Genomic DNA, 16,531 nt, shown 5'->3' with positions numbered 1-16,531 from the left:
TCGTCGGCGCGGCTGGTCCCTGACGACGATGCGGGGGCTGAGGATTCCTTCCTAGGCTCGAGTCCTTCGCAGGCTCGAACGGCCGGGCAGGACCCAGCCCCCGAGGAGGCACTTCAGTGATCGTAGTGACCGGCGCCACAGGCAACGTCGGCCGAGCCCTCGTCGACCGGCTCCTCGCGGCGGGCCGTCCCGTCCGGGCGCTCACCCGCGACCCGGAGCGGGCCGGGCTGCCCGAGAAGGCCGAGGTGACGAAGCTCCGGCTGGACGAGCCGGCCGCCCTGTTCGAGGGAGCGACCAAGCTCTTCCTCTATGTCCAGGCGGCCGGTGAGCGGACCCCCGAGCTGCTCGCCGCCGCCCGTGCGGCCGGGGTGAGGCACGTGGTCCTGCTCTCCTCCGGGATCATCCAGGAGGGCTCCGGCGAGACCCACCCCATCCACGTCATGCACGCCACGGCCGAGCGGCAGATCCGCGACAGCGGCCTGGAGTGGACCTTCCTGCGCCCCAACGCGTTCGCCACCAACGCCCTCCAGTGGGCGCCCCAGATCCGTACCGGGAACACCGTCCGCGGTGTCTTCGCCGACATGCTCACGGCGCCCATCCACGAGGACGACATCGCCGCCGTCGCCGAACGCGCCCTCCTCGACGACGGCCACGAGGGCGTCGCCCACCGGCTGACCGGTCCCGGGGCGACCACCAACACGGACCAGATCGCCGCGATCGGCCGGGCGGTCGGCCGCGACCTGACCTTCGTCGAGGTGTCGCCGGAGGAGGCGGGCCCCGCACAGTTCCCGGGCGTGCCGCCGGCGATCGTACAGGCACTCCTGAAGACCTTCGCCGCCACCGTGGGCGTACCCCCGGAGATCACCACCACGGTGGAGCAGATCACCGGCGTCCCGGCCCGCACCTTCGCCCACTGGGCCGAGGACCACGCCGACGACTTCCGGGCGGCCTGAGCGCAAACGGCGGATGCCTGACGCCGACCGGGCCGCGCCGGATCCCTGCGGATCGGGTCCCTGCGGATCGGGTCCCTGCGGATCGGGTCCCTGCGGACCGGGTCCTCGGGCCGGGGGGTGAGCCGGCCTGGCGGCCGGGCTGTGGTGGATGACCGTGGACCGGGTTCTTGGGTGGGCGGCTCGGTCGGAGCCGGCGGCCGACCTGCGGCGGACGGTCGTGGGCCGGGGCCTCGGGCCGGAGCGGTCTGAGCGCGGGCGGCCGGGCTGTGGCGGATGACCGTGGGCCGGAGCCTCGGGGTGGGCGGTCTGAGCCGAGTCGGTGGGCGGGCCGTGGTGGACGGCTGGGGACCGGAACCTCGCGCCCCGGGTGCCTCCGCCGGGCCGGAGGTGCCGGCGGGCGCGGCGCGCCCCTTGTCAGGGCCGTGGGGCCAGACGCAGCTCCGCTCGCCGCACGCCCCCTTCCCGTGGACCCGTCCGGCGGTTTCCGGCAACCGGTCCCGTCGGCGCCTCCGCGTCCAGGGCGAAGCCGAGCCGTTCCAGGAAGCGTTCACCGCGTTTCCAGCCCGGCGGCACGGTCGCCGTCACCGACGACAGGCCCTCCGCCCGGGCGAGGAGCGCGTCGGCGACCGCGCGGCCGAGTCCCAGGCCCCGCGCGGACGGCGCCAGCAGGAACAGGCCCACCGCGACGGCACCCGGCGCCGGATGGTTGCGGACCGCGTCCACCAGGCCCACGACCGCGCCGGACCGTTCCACCACCAGCAGCACCTTGTCGTCGGGGGCCGCGCCCTCCGGCAGTGAGTAGAAGAGGCTCTGCACGTCACCCGGCCCGGACGGCAGTCCCGTCGCCGCCACGAACCAGTCCTCGCAGGCATCGAACAGAGCCAGCAGCCGCGCCTCGTCGGCGGGGCCGGGCTCCCGCATCAGCATCCGCCCGCCGGGCACGTCGATCGGGATCGCGTCAACCATCCGTCCGACGCTACCCCTCCCCGTCCCCGGCCCCAACACGCTTTCTCCGCACGGGAGTACCCACTTTCGGGTTCTGATCGTTGGCTTTCCGGGCGCGCAGACCTAATTGCGTACAAGCTGGATGTCCCCACATGGATGTCCCCACGTGGAATCCCCACACGGAATCCCCATAGGGATGTCCCCTGTCCCGCGTCCCGGAGGAGAGCCCATGAGCACGCCGTCGCCCCTGGCCTCGGGCCCCGAAGGGCCCGACACCTTGCGGCCGTTGATCGACACCGTGCTGGACGCGCTGCGGCAGGGCGGGCGGGCGCGCGGCGGACCGCTGCCCGCGGGCGGGCCGGAGGCCGTCGCCGCGGCCGTCGCGGACGCCGTGGGGGACGTACTCCCGGACGAGGGCGACCCGGACGCGCTGCGCACCCTCGTGCACGCCCTCGCCGTGGGCTCCGCCGACCCCGCCGACCCGCTGTGCGCGGCCCACCTGCACTGCCCGCCGCTCGCCGTCGCCACCGCCGCCGACCTCGCCGCGAGCGTCCTCAATCCCTCCCTGGACTCCTGGGACCAGGCACCGGCCGCCTCCGCCCTGGAGGCACTCGTCGCCCGTGAGCTCGCCCACGAGATCGGCCTCGCGGACTCGCTCGTCACCACCGGCGGTACCGAGTCCAACCAGCTCGCCCTGCTGCTCGCCCGCGAGGCGTTCGGCGGCAGCGTCCGACTCGTGTGCGGGGCCAACGCCCACCACTCGCTGCCCCGCGCCGCCTGGCTGCTCGGCCTGCCCGATCCGGTCGTCGTGCCCGCGCCCAACGGCACCCTCGACCCCGCCGCCCTCGACGAGGTCCTCACCCGCTTCCCCCGCCCGCTGCTGGTCGCCGCCACCGCCGGCACCACCGACGCCGGCCTCATCGACCCGCTGCCCGAGATCGCCGGACTGTGCGCCGCGCACGGCGCACGCCTGCACATCGACGCCGCGTACGGCGGCGGACTCGTCTTCAGCGACCGGCACCGCGAGAAGCTCGCCGGTCTCGAAGCAGCCCACACCGTCACCCTCGACCTGCACAAACTCGGCTGGCAGCCGGTCGCCGCGGGCCTCCTCGCCGTCTCCCGCCCCCGCGACCTCGCCGTCCTGGACCAGCGCGCCGACTACCTCAACGCCGACGACGACACCGAGGCCGGACTCCCCGACCTGCTCGGCCGGTCCCTGCGCACCACGCGCCGCCCCGATGTCCTCAAGATCGCCGTCACCCTGAAGACCCTCGGCCGCTCCGGCCTGGGCGCCCTCGTCGACCAGGTGTGCGCACGAGCACGGGAGTTCGCGGCCCTCGTCCAGGGCCACCCCTGCTTCGAACTGTACGACCGGCCGGTCATCAGCACGGTCCTGTTCCGGCCCGCCGGGGCCACCGACGACGCCGTCGCCGACGTACGGCGCACCCTGCTGCACGAAGGCCGCGCCGTCCTCGGCCGGGCCCGCCTCGACGGCAGCCTCTGGCTCAAGGCCACCCTCCTCAACCCCCACACCAGGCCGGACGAACTGGCCGACCTCCTGAAACTCGTGGAAGGAACCACCCCCAGATGATCAACTCCCCACACCACGAGCCCGAAGCACCCCGGGACCTGGTCGGCATCGGCATCGGACCGTTCAACCTCTCCCTCGCCGCCCTCGCCCACCCGCTCGCCGAACTCGACGCCGTCTTCTACGAACAGCGCCCCGGCTTCGACTGGCACCCCGGCCTGCTCATCGCGGGCGCCACCATCCAGGTCCCCTTCCTCGCCGACCTGGTGACCCTCGCCGACCCGGTCAGCCGCTGGAGTTTCCTCAACTACCTCAGGGCCCGCGACCGGCTGTTCCCCTTCTACTTCGCCGAGCGCTTCCACATCCAGCGCGCCGAGTACGACTCCTACTGCCGCTGGGTCTCCGAGAACCTTCCCGGGCTGCACTTCTCCCACCAGGTCGACTCCGTCAGCTGGAATCCCGGACGCGGCGTCTTCGAGGTCGGCTTCACCCGGCTCGACGCCGACGGCAAGGCCGAGGCCCTCGGTCACACGTACGCGAGGAACATCGTCCTCGGTGTCGGCACCGCCCCCCACGTCCCCGACCCCCTCAAGCCCCTCGTCGAGGCTCCCGGCGTGCCGGTCGTCCACGCCGCCGACTACCTCGACCACCGCGAGACCTTCCTCGCCGCCGGTCATGTCACCGTCGTCGGCTCGGGACAGTCCGGCGCCGAGGTCTTCCTCGACCTGCTGCGCCACCGCCCCGTCGGCCGCGAGCAGCTCCACTGGATCGGCCGCAGCGAGGCCTTCGCGCCCATGGAGTACTCCAAGCTCGGCCTGGAGCACTTCACGCCCGACTACACGCGCTACTTCCACTCCCTCACGGAAGGCGTTCGCGACGGGCTCGTCGCCGCCCAGTGGCAGCTCCACAAGGGCATCGACGCCGACACCATCGCCGCGATCCACGACGAGCTCTACCGCCGCACCCTGCACGGAGGCTGGCCCGACGCCGTCCTCACCCCGGGCGTCCGGGTCCGTACGGCGGGGCGCATCGCCACCACCAAGATCGAGCTCCATCTGGAACACGTCCAGCAGGACAGCCGGTCCCGGCTCACTACCGACGCGGTCGTCCTCGCCACCGGCTACCGGGAACGTCCCGTCGGCCACATCCTCGCCGGCCTCGATCCCTACCTGCGCCGCGACGGCAGTGGACGCCCGCGTGTCGACGAGCGGTTCCGGCTCGTCCTCGACCCGTCCGTCACCGGATCGGTGTATGTGCAGAACGCCGAACTCCACACCCACGGCGTCGGTGCCCCCGACCTCGGCCTCGCCGCCTGGCGCAGCGCGACCATCCTCAACTCCCTGACCGGGAAGGAGCCGTACCCGCTGCCCGCGCGCACCGCCTTCACGACCTTCGGTCTGGAACGGGACGTAACACACATTCCGCAGGCACGGCAGACGAAGGTCATCACCCCCCTCCTCGACAGACGGTAACCTCCTGAAACTCTGGTCACAGCTTCACCGAAAATGGTGTGACGTGAATGGAGAATCATGGGAGGGGGCGTAAAAAGGCCACCTGAATATGACTTACCTCTCCCTTGCGCCCCAACGCGCTGATACCTTCGTTGTATGTCGCTACAACGGGGGCGTCTGGTCTGGGTGGTGTCTCTTTTAGGGGCCTTATTCACCGTGATCTATTTCCAGGCGGATGATCTTTTCTTTCGATTCGTGATCGATTTATTGGCTCTGGTGGCCACGGGCATCACGTTTCTGGAGATACGTACGTGGACGAGTGACTCGACAGTGGTTCCGGCACCGCATCCGGCACCGCATCCGGCACCACTGTCGGCATCACGTCCGGGACCACTTCCGCCACCGCATCCGGAGAGCACGCCCGTGCCTCGGCAGGTGCCGCTCGTGGCGGACGGGTGGCACCCGCCTTCCACGATCGGCACCCCGCCCGCCCACCGGCCGTTGCCCGCCGGTCCCGTGCCGCGCTTCGGAGCGGGGTCGAAGGCGCAGCGTCTGCCCTGGCTGCTGCCGGTACGGCCGGCCACGCCCGGAGTCGCGGCCGACGAGGCACAACTCGGCGACCTCACCGTGCGGGCGGCCTCGCTCGTCGGTCCGGGGCACCGCTGCGCGGAGCCGGCCACGGCCCGCCAGGACGCCTACCGCATCGCGCGGGACGTCAGGGGCGACCATCTGCTGCTGGCCGTGGCCGACGGGGTCTCCAGCAGCGCCTACGCCGAACTCGGGGCCGCGGTGGCGGCCGGTACAGCCGTCAACGTCCTCAGGCGCAGACTCGACGAACCCGACGGAGCGGCACGCCTTTCCGCGACCGAGCTCTTCGCGGAGACCGCGACGGCGATGAGGCACGAGGCGAAGCGGCGCGGCCTGGACCCGTCGGACGTCTGCGCGGTCCTGTTCACCGCGGTGATCCCCGCCCGGCCGGCGCCCGCGTCCGGCGAGCGCACCCTGTGGGCGGCCTGGCTCGGGGACGCGTCCCTGTGGCTGCTCGACGAGAACCGCTGGGTCTACACCGCGGGCGACCGCAAGGGCGCCTCGGCCGGCTACGACTCCAACGCGGTGACCCACACCCTGCCCGCCGACCCGCACGCGGTGCGTGAGGCCCGGCTTGCCGTACGCCCCGGCGATGTGGTCTCGCTCGTGTCCGACGGCGTCGGCGACGGCCTCGCCACCATCGAGGAGCTCAACGCCTATCTGGCGGACCGCTGGCAGTTGCCGCTGCCCATCGCCTCGTACCTCAACGATGTCGGCTTCGATGCCGAACGCTTCCTGGACGACCGTACGTCGGTGACCGTCTGGATCGCCCCCGACGCCCGGTCCCGGCCGCCCAGGGCCGGGGAAGGGTGGGCGTCGTGACGCCGCATCCGTCGGCGTGGCCCGTCCCTCCCGTGACTCCGCTGACCGCGCTGGGCGTGCTCGGGGAACAGATCGCCACGAACAACGGTCAGAGCTCCGAGGTGACCCGCCTGACCGGGTACGCGGCCGGCCCCGACCTGCTGTTCAAGCGCTACAAGGCAGCGCTCGACAGCACGGACGCACGCCGCCTGGACCGGCTCGTCGCCTTCGGCCGCTCGGACGCCGCCGCCGGACGCCCCACCAGAGAGGTGCTGCTGAGCCGTACCTCATGGCCGGTCGCCCGGGTCACGAACCACACCACCGCCACCGTCGGCTGCCTCATCCCGCTGGCACCGGACACCTTCCGCTCACCGAGCGGGGGATACCGGGAGATCGACACCCTCGCCCGGCCCGACCGGCGGCTGGCCCGCGGCGGCATCCCGCCCACGCCCGAGCAACGGATCACCGCCTGCCGCTCCCTCGTCGGCATCGCCGCCGCACTGGAGCAGCGCAAACTCGTCTACTCCGACTGGAACTACGCCAACGCCTTCTGGAGCCCGGCCGACTACTCCGTCCACCTCATCGACATGGACGGATGCGCCGAGGACACCGGCCCCGACATCCACCAGCCGGGGTGGGAAGACCCCCTCGCCCGGCAGGGTGCCGCCGCCGACCTGTACACCGACCGCTACCGGGTCGCGCTGCTGACCGCCCGCTGTCTGACGGGCACCCGCAACCTCGCCGAACTGCTGCACACACTCACCGACCCGCCCCCCGGCGTCCCCCGGAACGCGGCGGAGCTGCTGCTCGACATGCTCTGGGCCACGGACCGCGAGGCCAGGCCCCGCAGTTCGACACTGCTCGCCGCCCTGTCCGGCGGGCCCCTGGTCCGCTTCCCCGTCGTCCGCTCCCCGCTGCCGCCCCGGCCCGCCGTCTCCCGCAGCGACACGGCACAGCCGCTGCAGTCCGTCATCACCAGGCCCGCGAAGCCCTCCGTGCCGCCCCGGCCCGGGGTGCCGCCCGTGCAGCCGCAGGACGACTGGACCGCGGTATGGACCGGAGCGGCCGTGCTCATCGCGATCGTGATGGCCGTGCTCATCCTGTCGCTCGCCCACTGAAACCGGGCCACGGCAGTACGGGCGACGAGGCGAGCACGTCACGCGAAGAGGCGAGCACGCCACGCGAATTCGAACAACAGAAGAGGAACGCATATGAACATCCCTGACGATGCGGCGCCGGGCCGTGACGCCACCATCTACCAGCTGCGGCAGAAATGCCTGCCGACCTATTTGGTGATCGACGCGTCGAGCTCGATGCAGCCGCACCAGGACACGCTCAACCGAACCCTGGCGCAACTCCACGCGACCATTTCCGAGAGTCCCCGGGTCTCGGAATTCGCACACATGTCTCTCATAGCGTTTTCCACGGACGCCCACCTGATCATCGAGATGACAGACCTTGATCGCATTCAGGCGATGCCGGAAGTCGTGTGCAACGGGCTGACGAATTACTCCGCGGCATTCGATCTCGTACGCGGCCGCATCGAAACGGACGTCGACGACCTCCGCGGCATGGGCATGGCCGTGCTGCGCCCCGTGATGTTCCTCCTCACCGACGGCGCGCCGACCGACGAGGGCTGGCACGACGCCTTCCGACGACTGGTCAACCGCGCCTGGCCCCGCTACCCGCACGTCATCAGCTACGGCTTCGGCGCCGCCAACCCGGACGTGCTCGGCAAGGTCGCCACGAAGGCCGCCTTCCTCGCCGACGCCGGCGTCGACCAGGACCACGCCCTGCTGGAAGCGCTCGGCAGTCTCCTCAACTCCCTGGTCGCCTCCTCGCGGGCCGGCGAGATGCAGATTCCCCGCCACGCCCCCGGCTTCACCGAGCAACCGGTGAGCGCGGAGTACCTGACCGTGTCGGCCGAGTACATGGACTGATGGCCGTGTCCCCACCGACGCACCGGGAGCCGGCCCGCTCGCGCCCCCGGCTCCTGCTCACCGCCACGGCGCTGGCGGCGGTCGCCGCCCTGCTGCGCCTGACGTCCCCGAGCGGCGGGACCGACGCGGGACCCGGCCCGTCGCCCACGCCCTCGCACAGCACCGCCCACACCACGTGCCCGCATCCACCCACACCCGTCGCCCCGAGTCCGCGGCCCGGCGTCTCGCCGCCCTCCCACCAACTGCCTCCGGAGTACCTCCGGCCCGCAAGCTGCGCGCCCGCGCAGAAATGACCGACCGCCGTCCACCGCACGCTCCCGCGTGCCGAGCGGAGAAGGACGACCGTGACCTCTCAGAACCTCCAGTGCCCGCGCTGCGGAGCCGCCAACGACCGTAACTACACCGTCTGCGCCCACTGCGGCACCGTCCGGGTCTTCAACCCGGTGGACGGAACGCACCCGTACACCGCCGCCCAGCCCGCCGCGCCGCCCCGCCACTCCCCGCCCCCCACGGTCGCCCCCTACTCGGTCCGGCCCTCCGTCCCCGCACCGTCCAGGCCCACGCCCACACCTACGCCCACGCCCACGCCCTTGACTCGGCCTCCCGCGACCTCCGCTCCTCGCTTCGCGCGCGACGTCACCCGGTACCTGTGCACCGCCGTGCACACCGACACCAAGTTCGCCCGCCAGGCCGTCGAGCAGATCCTGGAGGAACCGCGCCGCTCCGTCGCGTCCTCGCCCGGAGTGGACCTCGGCTGCGTACTGCGCCACGCGCTCGCCGCCCGTCGTCGGCAGGTCCGCCGGGACGTCGTGCTCGCCCTGCTGTTCCTCGTCGTCCTCGTCACGCTGCCGTTCACCTTCGGCGCGACCCTGTTCCTGGGCTTCCTGGCTGCCTGGATCATCGTCGCCGTCGAATCGCTCACCGTGCACTACGGCGTGGTCGCCTCGCAGCTCAAGCGGGAGAACTTCGCCCCGGACCGGGCCCCACAGCCGCTCAGCGCCGAGAACCGACAGCGCGTCGAGGCCATCGAGAAACGAGACCGGGGCAATGTCGTCGTCTTCTCGCCGTACTCGCCCTTCATCGGCTACGGACAACCCATGAGCACCTGGTCGTTCGCGCTCGACACGGCACGGCCCCAGGAGGGCAAGCGGGTCGTGCCCTTCACCGTCCACGAACTCAACGACCACCTCGCCGCCCGGGTCGGTGACCTGAAGCTGCCCGGCGTCCACGTCGAGAACCTGCTGCTCGTCAACGGCGCGGACCTGCTGTACGGGGTGGACGACAGCACTCGCACCGAACTGCTGCCCGACACCGCGGGGCCGCCCAGAGAGAGGGTCTCACCCGACCTCCTGCGCGACCTGCGCGAGGACGGCCAGGGCCGCGCCCGCCCCTATCTGGCCATCCGGGTCACCGGCTGGAGCGGTGAACTGGCCGCCACACTCTTCCTGCGCTGTGCCCTGCTGACCGACCGCAAGATGCTCTTCGTCGAGGGCAGCAGCTCCCTGCTCACTCCCGTGCGCGAGCGGTACCGCATCGCGGACCAGCTCCTCGGGTCCCCCACCTTCCGCCAGTGGTGGGCCCTGGTGAGCGCCGCGGGCCTCCGCGCGCCGAAGCTGCTGGTCGGGGCGCCGTTCTCGGTGGCCGCAGGCCTGTTCTCGCCCTTCATCGAAGCCCGCAAGCAGCGCAGGCAGGCCCGCGAGATCCGGCACCGCTCCTTCAACTACGGCGCCTCCTTCAGCATCAGGGACGCCGCGAGCGACCAGCTCTACTACCGCTACTTCCAGCAACTGGACCGGGAGCTGTACGCCAAGACGGTCGAACACCGGGTGCTGGACGCGCTGGTGGAGTTCATGGAGGACCACAACATCGACACCGGCGAACTGGTCCAGCGCCAGACCACCATCAACAACAACGGCCTGTACGTCGGCGGGAACGCATCGCTCAACGGCTCGGCCGTGGGTATCGGCGGCAGCCTGGCCGGGGTCTTCCGGCGCGGTGAGACGGCCGGCTCGCCCGGGGCGTCGGCGCCCGCCGCGCCTCCCGCCCCAACCGCGACCCGAGGAACGTGACGCCATGGCAGAGAACGGCAACGGAGACAACAGCGGCATCAGCGTGGGCGGAAACCTGAGCATCAACGACAGCGCCCTCGCCCTCAACCATTCCACGGCGACGGCGACCACCGGCGCCCCGGCCGAGCCCGACCGTGACGCGGCCATCGCCGAACTGCGCGCCGCCGCCCGCCTCCTGCTCGACCAGCTCCGCCGCGACCAGGACCGCTACGAGGACGGCGACCAGGTCGTGGCGGCCGCCGAACAGGTGGAGGCGGAGCTCACCCGTGAGGAACCGCGCCGCAACACCCTGCTGCGCTGGCTGGGCTTCATCGCCCCCGCCGTCCAGGCCACGGCCGCGATCGCGGGAGAAGTCGAGGCGATCCAGAACACGGTGACCAGCCTGCTGTGACACCCACCGGGCGCCGCGGAGGCACGCATGCCCCGCGACGCCCGGGATCTTCCTAGAAGACCGGCGTGCCGTTCCGCGTCAGCTTCCAGTCCACCGACGCGAAGTCCTTCGGGTCCAGGACACCCTTCGCGGTCACCCACTCCGCGATCCGGGTACGGATCTCCGTCGACTCCGACCACAGCTCCTTGGCCGAGGCGACGTGCGGGAACGCGCCGCCGCCGTTCGCACGGTAGTTGTTCACCGCGAGCACGAACTGCTGTGCGTCGTCCAGAGCGGCTCCCTTGTAGGTGAGGTTCTTGATGCGCGAACCGGCCGCCTGGGCGATGTCGATCTCGTACTGGAAGCCCGACACATAGTCGTAGTTGTAGTCCGGGCGGTTGTTGGCGTTCGTCAGCTTCTCGACGTCGACGGCGGCGTCGGCGGCCGTCTGGACGAAGTACTCGGCCGAGTACTCCAGGTACGCCCGGATCTGGGCGCCCGTCAGCAGCTTGGCGACCAGCGTGTTGTCGTACACGTACAGGCTCGACAGGTCCCGGATGGTCACCTTGCCGGCCGGGATCTCCGAGGTGCGGGAGAACGGCGAGGCCTGCGCGACCACCGGCAGCGCGGCGTACTCGGTGCCCGCCAGGGCCGCCTTGACCACGTCCTCCTGGACCTTGGTGATCAGGTCGATGATCGGGGCGTCCTTGTAGCGGGCCTCGACCGTGGTCAGGGTCTCGGTCGCGGAGCCGACGACCTGGTTGACGTACGTGACGACCTTCGCGTGCTCGTCCGTCAGCAGCTTGGTGATCTTCGGGTCGTCGGCGACCGTGTTCGAGTTGAGCACCTTCGAGGAGACGGACTCGACGGTCCACCTGCCCTTCCCGAAGACCAGCTCGATGTCGAAGACGGACAGGCGCTCCGCGTACGCCAGCGGCTCCGACAGTACGACCGTCCTGCCGGTCTTGGCGTTGGTGACCTTCAGCTCCGGGATCTCCACGTGCGCGTGGCCGACGAGGATCGCGTCGATGTCGGCCACCTGCTGGGCGACCAGCGCGGCCGAGTTCTCGATGTACGGCAGCTGGTCACCGTACGACGACGTGCCGGACGAACCGGAGTGCGCCGACACGACGACGACGTCCGCACCCATCGCCTTCAGCTTCGGCACCCACTTCGCGGCCTGCTCCTCCAGGCCGGGGAACGCCAGCTTGCCCTGCACGTAGGCCTTGTCCCAGATCGCGATGCCCGGGTTGGTCAGTCCGAGGACGGCGACCTTCACCGGCGGGGCGCCCGGCACATGGAACTTCTTGATGAAGTAGGGCTGGAAGGCCGGCTTCAGCGTCTTCGCGTCGACCGCGTTGGCGCCGAGCAGCGGGAAGTGACACTGGCTCTCGAACTTGCGCAGGGTCTCGATGCCGTAGTTGAACTCGTGGTTACCGATCGCCGCCGCGTCGTAGCCGATCGCGTTCATGGCCTGCGCCATCGGGTGCACCGGGCCGCCCTTGGCGGTGATCGGGTCGACCTTGGCGTAGTAGTACGTCAGCGGGGTGCCCTGGATCGTGTCGCCCGCGTCCAGCAGCAGCGTGTTGCAGTGGCCCTTCTCCGTGCGGATCTGGTTCACCAGGGTGGAGATACGGGCCAGGCCCTGCGCGTTGCCCGCCTTGTCGGTGTACTCCGCGTTCTTGAAGTAGTCCCAGTTGAAGACGTGCCCGTGCAGGTCGGTGGTGCCCATGACCGTGAGCGAGTACCGCTTGGGCTGCGCGGCAGGCAGATTCGCCTCCGCCGCCTCGGCCGCCGGAGCCGCTGCCGCACCGGCGATCGCCACCCCCGCCCCGGTCGCGGCGGACTTCTTCAGGAACTTCCGACGGTTCAACGGCATGTCTAGGTCTCCTAGGGGAACGGTCAACAACGCGCGTAGATTCTGACCTGGCCATGACTGACGGCAACAGGTCCAGGAGGTTTCGATCTGGTGACCTAATCCGTGAACTCTGGTGTTCCCAAAGAGGTAAGACGTGACAGAGTGGGGCGTATGACCGCCCCGTACGGCACCGCCGACGCCCCCCGCATCGCCGTCCGAGGCGAGGCCCACCTCGAAGTCGACCCCGAGATCGCCCGGATCGGCGTCACCGTCAACGCACGGGGGCGGGACCGGCGTTCGGCCCTGGACGACCTCACCCGCCGCAACGCCGCCGTCCTCGACCTCGTCAAGTCCTACGGCGAAGCGGCGGAGCGCCTGGAGACGGGCTTCTTCTCCATCACCCCCGAACTGTCCTCGCACGGGCGCGGCGAACGTGTCCGCACCTACCACGGCCGTGTCCATATCGGCGTCGAGCTCTCCGACTTCACCGCCCTCGGCGAACTCACCACGCGTCTGGCCGACTTGGAGCTGACCCGGGTCGACGGCCCCTGGTGGGCGCTGCGCCCCGACTCGCCGGTCCACCGGGAGGTCCGTCAGCAGGCGGTGCGCGAGGCGGTCCAGCGCGCCCGGGAGTACGCGGAGGCGCTCGGTACCTCGCTGGCAGCGCTGGTGGAACTCGCCGACATCGGCGCGGAGAGTGCCGAGACCTATGGCGCCCGGCCCGGCGGCCGCGCCCGTTCCATGGCCTTCGCCGCAGCCACGGAGGAGGCGGCGCCGCTCGACCTCGAACCCCAACGCCAGCACGTATACGCGCAGGTCAACGCCCGATTTACGATGGCGCCACCCCGCTTGTGAACCCTAAGGTCGGCGTCCATGGCCCTGACCTACGCCGAGCGCTGTGACGCCGTGGAAGCCGAAGTGGCCCGCTTCCTCGCCGTCGTCACCGACGCCGACCCCGCCACCCCCGTCCCGACCTGCCCCGGCTGGAACCTCGCCGACCTCGCGCGGCACCACGGCACCACCCACCGCTGGATCACCCACCTGATCCGGGTCCGCGCCACCGACCGCGTCTGGTCCCGCGACGTCCCGCTCGACCTCCCCGACGACGTCCGTGTCATGCCGGAGTGGCTGGCCGACAGCGCCCGTACGTCCCTGAAGGTGCTGCGCGCCACGGACCCGGACACCCCGGTCTGGACCCACGGCGCCGACCGGCACGTACGGTTCTTCGCGCGCCGCCTGCTCGCCGAGGCCGCCGTGCACCGGGCCGACGCCGAGATCGCGCTCGACCGGCGGCCGGTGATCGGTTCCGTCGTAGCCGAGGATCTCATCGCGGAACTGTATGAGCATGTTCCGGATTTCGAATGGGCGGCCGCGATCATTCGGACCTTTCAGGAGAGCGGAACGCCTCTTTCCGAAAATGCCACGCCGGGTGACCGTCTGCTCATTCTCTACGGCCGTACGTGACCGGCGTCGGGCCTTCACCGATGCCCCGTATGCTCATCGGAGCGCCGCCCCGCACAATTCAACACTTGTCAATAGCCCTTCACGCAAAGGTTGTTGAGTAGTCACGTGCGACCAATTCTCTACCGGCGGGTAAGGCCTAGGCTCGATTCATGCGCCGAGCAAAGATCGTCTGCACTCTGGGGCCCGCCACCGACTCGTACGACCAGATCAAGGCACTGGTCGACGCCGGAATGGACGTCGCCCGCTTCAACCTCAGCCACGGCGGCTACGCGGAGCACGAGGAGCGTTACGAGCGCGTGCGGAAGGCCGCCGACGAGACCGGCCGCAGCGTCGGACTCCTCGCCGACCTTCAGGGCCCGAAGATCCGGCTCGGCCGTTTCACCGAAGGACCCGTACTCCTTGAACGCGGCGACACCTTCACCATCACGGTGGAGCCGGGCGCCGAGGGCGACCGCGACCAGTGCGGCACCACCTACGCCGGCCTCGCCGCTGACGTCACTCCGGGTGAGCGTGTCCTCGTCGACGACGGCAAGGTGTGCCTTGAGGTCACCTCCGTCGACGGCCCCAGGGTGCACACCACCGTGGTCGAGGGCGGCGTGATCTCCGACCACAAGGGTCTGAACCTGCCGGGTGTCGCCGTCTCCGTCCCCGCCCTCTCCGAGAAGGACGAGGCCGACCTCCGCTGGGCGCTGCGCACCGGCTTCGACGTCATCGCGCTGTCCTTCGTCCGCAGCGGCAAGGACATCCAGGACGTGCACCGCATCATGGACGAGGAGGGCCGGCGCCTCCCGGTGATCGCCAAGGTGGAGAAGCCGCAGGCGGTCGAGGCGATCGACGACATCGTCGCAGCCTTCGACGGGATCATGGTGGCGCGCGGCGACCTGGGCGTGGAGATGCCCCTGGAGCAGGTCCCGATCGTCCAGAAGCGGGCCGTCAAGCTGGCCAAGCGCAACGCCAAGCCGGTCATCGTGGCGACGCAGATGCTCGACTCCATGATCGACAACTCGCGCCCGACCCGGGCGGAGGCCTCCGACGTCGCCAACGCGGTCATCGACGGCACGGACGCGGTGATGCTGTCCGGCGAGACGAGCGTCGGCAAGTACGCCGTGGAGACGGTGCGCACGATGGCCCGGATCGTCGAGGCGGCCGAGGAGGACATCCTCGCCAAGGGCCTCCCGCCGCTGACCGAGCGGAACAAGCCCCGCACCCAGGGCGGCGCGGTCGCGCGCGCCGCGGCCGAGATGGGCGACTTCCTCAGCGCGAAGTTCCTGGTCGCCTTCACCGAGTCCGGCGACACCGTCCGCCGCCTCTCCCGCTACCGCTCGCCCATCCCGCTGCTGGCCTTCACCCCGGAGCCGGCCACCCGCTCCCAGCTCAGCCTCACCTGGGGCGTCGAGACCTTCCTCGGCCCGCACGTCGGTTCGACGGACGCGATGGTCGACCAGGTGGACGAACTGCTCCTGAAGTACGGCCGCTGCCAGAAGGGTGACGTCGTGGTCATCACGGCGGGCTCGCCTCCGGGGGTGTCCGGCTCGACGAACCTGGTTCGGGTGCACCACATCGGGGAGGACGACAGTCCCAAGTAGGGCTTGGTCAGTACTTGGGACCCACATGGGCGTCGAGGAGGGCTACGGAGGCTTTCTTGGCGACGGAGATGTTGAAAGGGATTCCGTTGCGGGTGCAGCAGGTCCACTCGACTCCCAGCTTGTCGAGGGTGTCGGTGTAGAGGCGGCGGATGTCGTCGGACACGTTGGTGAAGAAGTACCGGGGGTACTCGTAGCGCTTGCGCTCACCGGCGACCATGCGGGTCGTCCAGTTGGTGATGCGGCATCCGTCGGAGTGGATGAGGCCTCGGATGAATTCCCAGGCGTGTGCGTCGATGATTTCCTGCTGCCAGGGTTCGAGGGCGATGACACGCTCGTGCTTCTTGCCAGGGCCGTGCTGGGGGAACAGGCTGGGCCAGTGACGTGAGTAGCTGGTTACCGTTGCGCAGCCCTCTCTGGGCAGGGTGTAGACGCCAACGCCGGGGCGGACCTTTGTGATGGCGTCGCGGCACTGTTGGAGGAGGCCGGGCCATGCATCTGCGCACACGATCCTGAGGTAGTAACCGGAACGCGGGTGTGCGCTGATGCAGCCATCGCCGAGATAGAGCCCGAGGAGGTAGGCGTAAGCCGGTTCATCGGCGGGTGGCCCGGCGGGAGGAGGCGCCATCCGGGGCAGCGGCTCCAAACGGTCCTTCCAGGACCGGATCGCGGCACGTGAAATGCCCGTCTCCCAGCTTACCGAATTCAGGCTGCGACCCTGTGCGACCAGTGCCAATGCTCGCTTGCGCGTGCTGATGTCGTACATGCGGCCACTCTGTGGGACTGATCGCGACGACACGCGGCAATAAGCGGATGTTCACGAGAACGTGGACATCCGCTAATTAGTGTGACCTTGGAATCCAAGGAAAAGTGCCCCGAGTCGGATTCGAACCGACGCTGTATGGGTTTTGAATCCATGGCCTCTACCGCTGGGCTACCGGGGCCCCTTCGATATGAAGGTCAGCGGTCACCCGCTGTGTC

Annotated in this window: 15 protein-coding genes and 1 tRNA gene; 12 read left to right on the top strand and 4 right to left on the bottom strand. The window is 70.3% G+C overall.

Annotation, left to right across the window (positions count from 1 at the left end; translation table 11 throughout):
• Nucleotides 1–116 precede the first annotated feature (116 nt).
• Nucleotides 117–953 carry an NAD(P)H-binding protein gene (locus ACIPSA_RS00940; protein ID WP_402627174.1) on the top strand — a complete coding sequence of 279 codons (837 nt, stop codon included), beginning with the start codon at nucleotides 117–119 and terminating at the stop codon, nucleotides 951–953.
• Nucleotides 954–1,367: 414 nt separating this feature from the next.
• Here ACIPSA_RS00940 and ACIPSA_RS00935 read toward each other — a convergent pair whose 3' ends face one another.
• A complete protein-coding gene (locus tag ACIPSA_RS00935; RefSeq protein WP_402627171.1) occupies nucleotides 1,368–1,919 on the bottom strand; it encodes a GNAT family N-acetyltransferase in 552 nt (183 codons plus the stop codon).
• Between the two features lie 208 nt (nucleotides 1,920–2,127).
• Between ACIPSA_RS00935 and ACIPSA_RS00930 the strand changes: the two genes are divergently transcribed.
• From ACIPSA_RS00930 to ACIPSA_RS00895, 8 genes are all read left to right on the top strand, one after another.
• Nucleotides 2,128–3,489: a pyridoxal phosphate-dependent decarboxylase family protein gene (locus ACIPSA_RS00930; protein ID WP_402627168.1), complete on the top strand. Its 1,362-nt coding sequence runs from the start codon at nucleotides 2,128–2,130 to the stop codon at nucleotides 3,487–3,489.
• The gene (locus ACIPSA_RS00925) at nucleotides 3,486–4,898 is read left to right on the top strand and encodes a lysine N(6)-hydroxylase/L-ornithine N(5)-oxygenase family protein (RefSeq protein ID WP_402627165.1); all 1,413 of its coding nucleotides are present in this window, start codon (nucleotides 3,486–3,488) and stop codon (nucleotides 4,896–4,898) included. The genes ACIPSA_RS00930 and ACIPSA_RS00925 overlap by 4 nt, the downstream gene beginning before the upstream one ends.
• A gap of 423 nt (nucleotides 4,899–5,321) precedes the next feature.
• On the top strand, nucleotides 5,322–6,287 hold the full coding sequence (locus tag ACIPSA_RS00920; RefSeq protein WP_402627162.1) for a protein phosphatase 2C domain-containing protein: 966 nt from the start codon (nucleotides 5,322–5,324) through the stop codon (nucleotides 6,285–6,287).
• Nucleotides 6,288–6,319: 32 nt separating this feature from the next.
• Nucleotides 6,320–7,384, top strand: a complete 1,065-nt coding sequence (locus tag ACIPSA_RS00915) for a hypothetical protein (RefSeq protein WP_402627159.1) — start codon at nucleotides 6,320–6,322, stop codon at nucleotides 7,382–7,384.
• A 93-nt stretch (nucleotides 7,385–7,477) separates the two neighbouring features.
• The gene (locus ACIPSA_RS00910; protein WP_402627156.1) at nucleotides 7,478–8,206 is read left to right on the top strand and encodes a VWA domain-containing protein; all 729 of its coding nucleotides are present in this window, start codon (nucleotides 7,478–7,480) and stop codon (nucleotides 8,204–8,206) included.
• 5 nt (nucleotides 8,207–8,211) lie between these two features.
• Entirely contained in the window at nucleotides 8,212–8,499 is a 288-nt protein-coding gene (locus ACIPSA_RS00905; RefSeq protein WP_402627154.1) for a hypothetical protein, read from the top strand.
• A gap of 51 nt (nucleotides 8,500–8,550) precedes the next feature.
• Entirely contained in the window at nucleotides 8,551–10,275 is a 1,725-nt protein-coding gene (locus ACIPSA_RS00900) for a TFIIB-type zinc ribbon-containing protein (protein ID WP_402627151.1), read from the top strand.
• A gap of 4 nt (nucleotides 10,276–10,279) precedes the next feature.
• Nucleotides 10,280–10,666: a hypothetical protein gene (locus ACIPSA_RS00895; protein WP_402627148.1), complete on the top strand. Its 387-nt coding sequence runs from the start codon at nucleotides 10,280–10,282 to the stop codon at nucleotides 10,664–10,666.
• A gap of 52 nt (nucleotides 10,667–10,718) precedes the next feature.
• Here the strand turns inward: ACIPSA_RS00895 and ACIPSA_RS00890 are convergent, their stop codons facing one another.
• Nucleotides 10,719–12,524: a bifunctional metallophosphatase/5'-nucleotidase gene (locus tag ACIPSA_RS00890; protein ID WP_402627146.1), complete on the bottom strand. Its 1,806-nt coding sequence runs from the start codon at nucleotides 12,522–12,524 to the stop codon at nucleotides 10,719–10,721.
• Nucleotides 12,525–12,674: 150 nt separating this feature from the next.
• Between ACIPSA_RS00890 and ACIPSA_RS00885 the strand changes: the two genes are divergently transcribed.
• The 3 genes from ACIPSA_RS00885 to pyk all read left to right on the top strand — a co-directional run bounded on the left by ACIPSA_RS00885 (nucleotide 12,675) and on the right by pyk (nucleotide 15,553).
• A complete protein-coding gene (locus ACIPSA_RS00885; RefSeq protein ID WP_402627143.1) occupies nucleotides 12,675–13,358 on the top strand; it encodes an SIMPL domain-containing protein in 684 nt (227 codons plus the stop codon).
• An 18-nt stretch (nucleotides 13,359–13,376) separates the two neighbouring features.
• Nucleotides 13,377–13,967 carry a maleylpyruvate isomerase N-terminal domain-containing protein gene (locus ACIPSA_RS00880; protein ID WP_402627140.1) on the top strand — a complete coding sequence of 197 codons (591 nt, stop codon included), beginning with the start codon at nucleotides 13,377–13,379 and terminating at the stop codon, nucleotides 13,965–13,967.
• 149 nt (nucleotides 13,968–14,116) lie between these two features.
• A complete protein-coding gene (gene pyk / locus ACIPSA_RS00875) occupies nucleotides 14,117–15,553 on the top strand; it encodes a pyruvate kinase (protein WP_402627138.1) in 1,437 nt (478 codons plus the stop codon).
• Between the two features lie 7 nt (nucleotides 15,554–15,560).
• Here pyk and ACIPSA_RS00870 read toward each other — a convergent pair whose 3' ends face one another.
• Nucleotides 15,561–16,316 carry a transcriptional regulator gene (locus ACIPSA_RS00870; protein ID WP_402627135.1) on the bottom strand — a complete coding sequence of 252 codons (756 nt, stop codon included), beginning with the start codon at nucleotides 16,314–16,316 and terminating at the stop codon, nucleotides 15,561–15,563.
• A 105-nt stretch (nucleotides 16,317–16,421) separates the two neighbouring features.
• A tRNA-Leu gene (locus ACIPSA_RS00865) sits at nucleotides 16,422–16,494 on the bottom strand.
• Nucleotides 16,495–16,531: the final 37 nt, after the last annotated feature.

Origin of the sequence: Streptomyces sp. NPDC086549 (assembly GCF_044746205.1) — a bacterium.
Taxonomy (GTDB): Bacteria; Actinomycetota; Actinomycetes; order Streptomycetales; family Streptomycetaceae; genus Streptomyces.
Note: the sequence above shows the minus strand (reverse complement) of the source record. Positions and strands in the feature narration are given on the sequence as shown.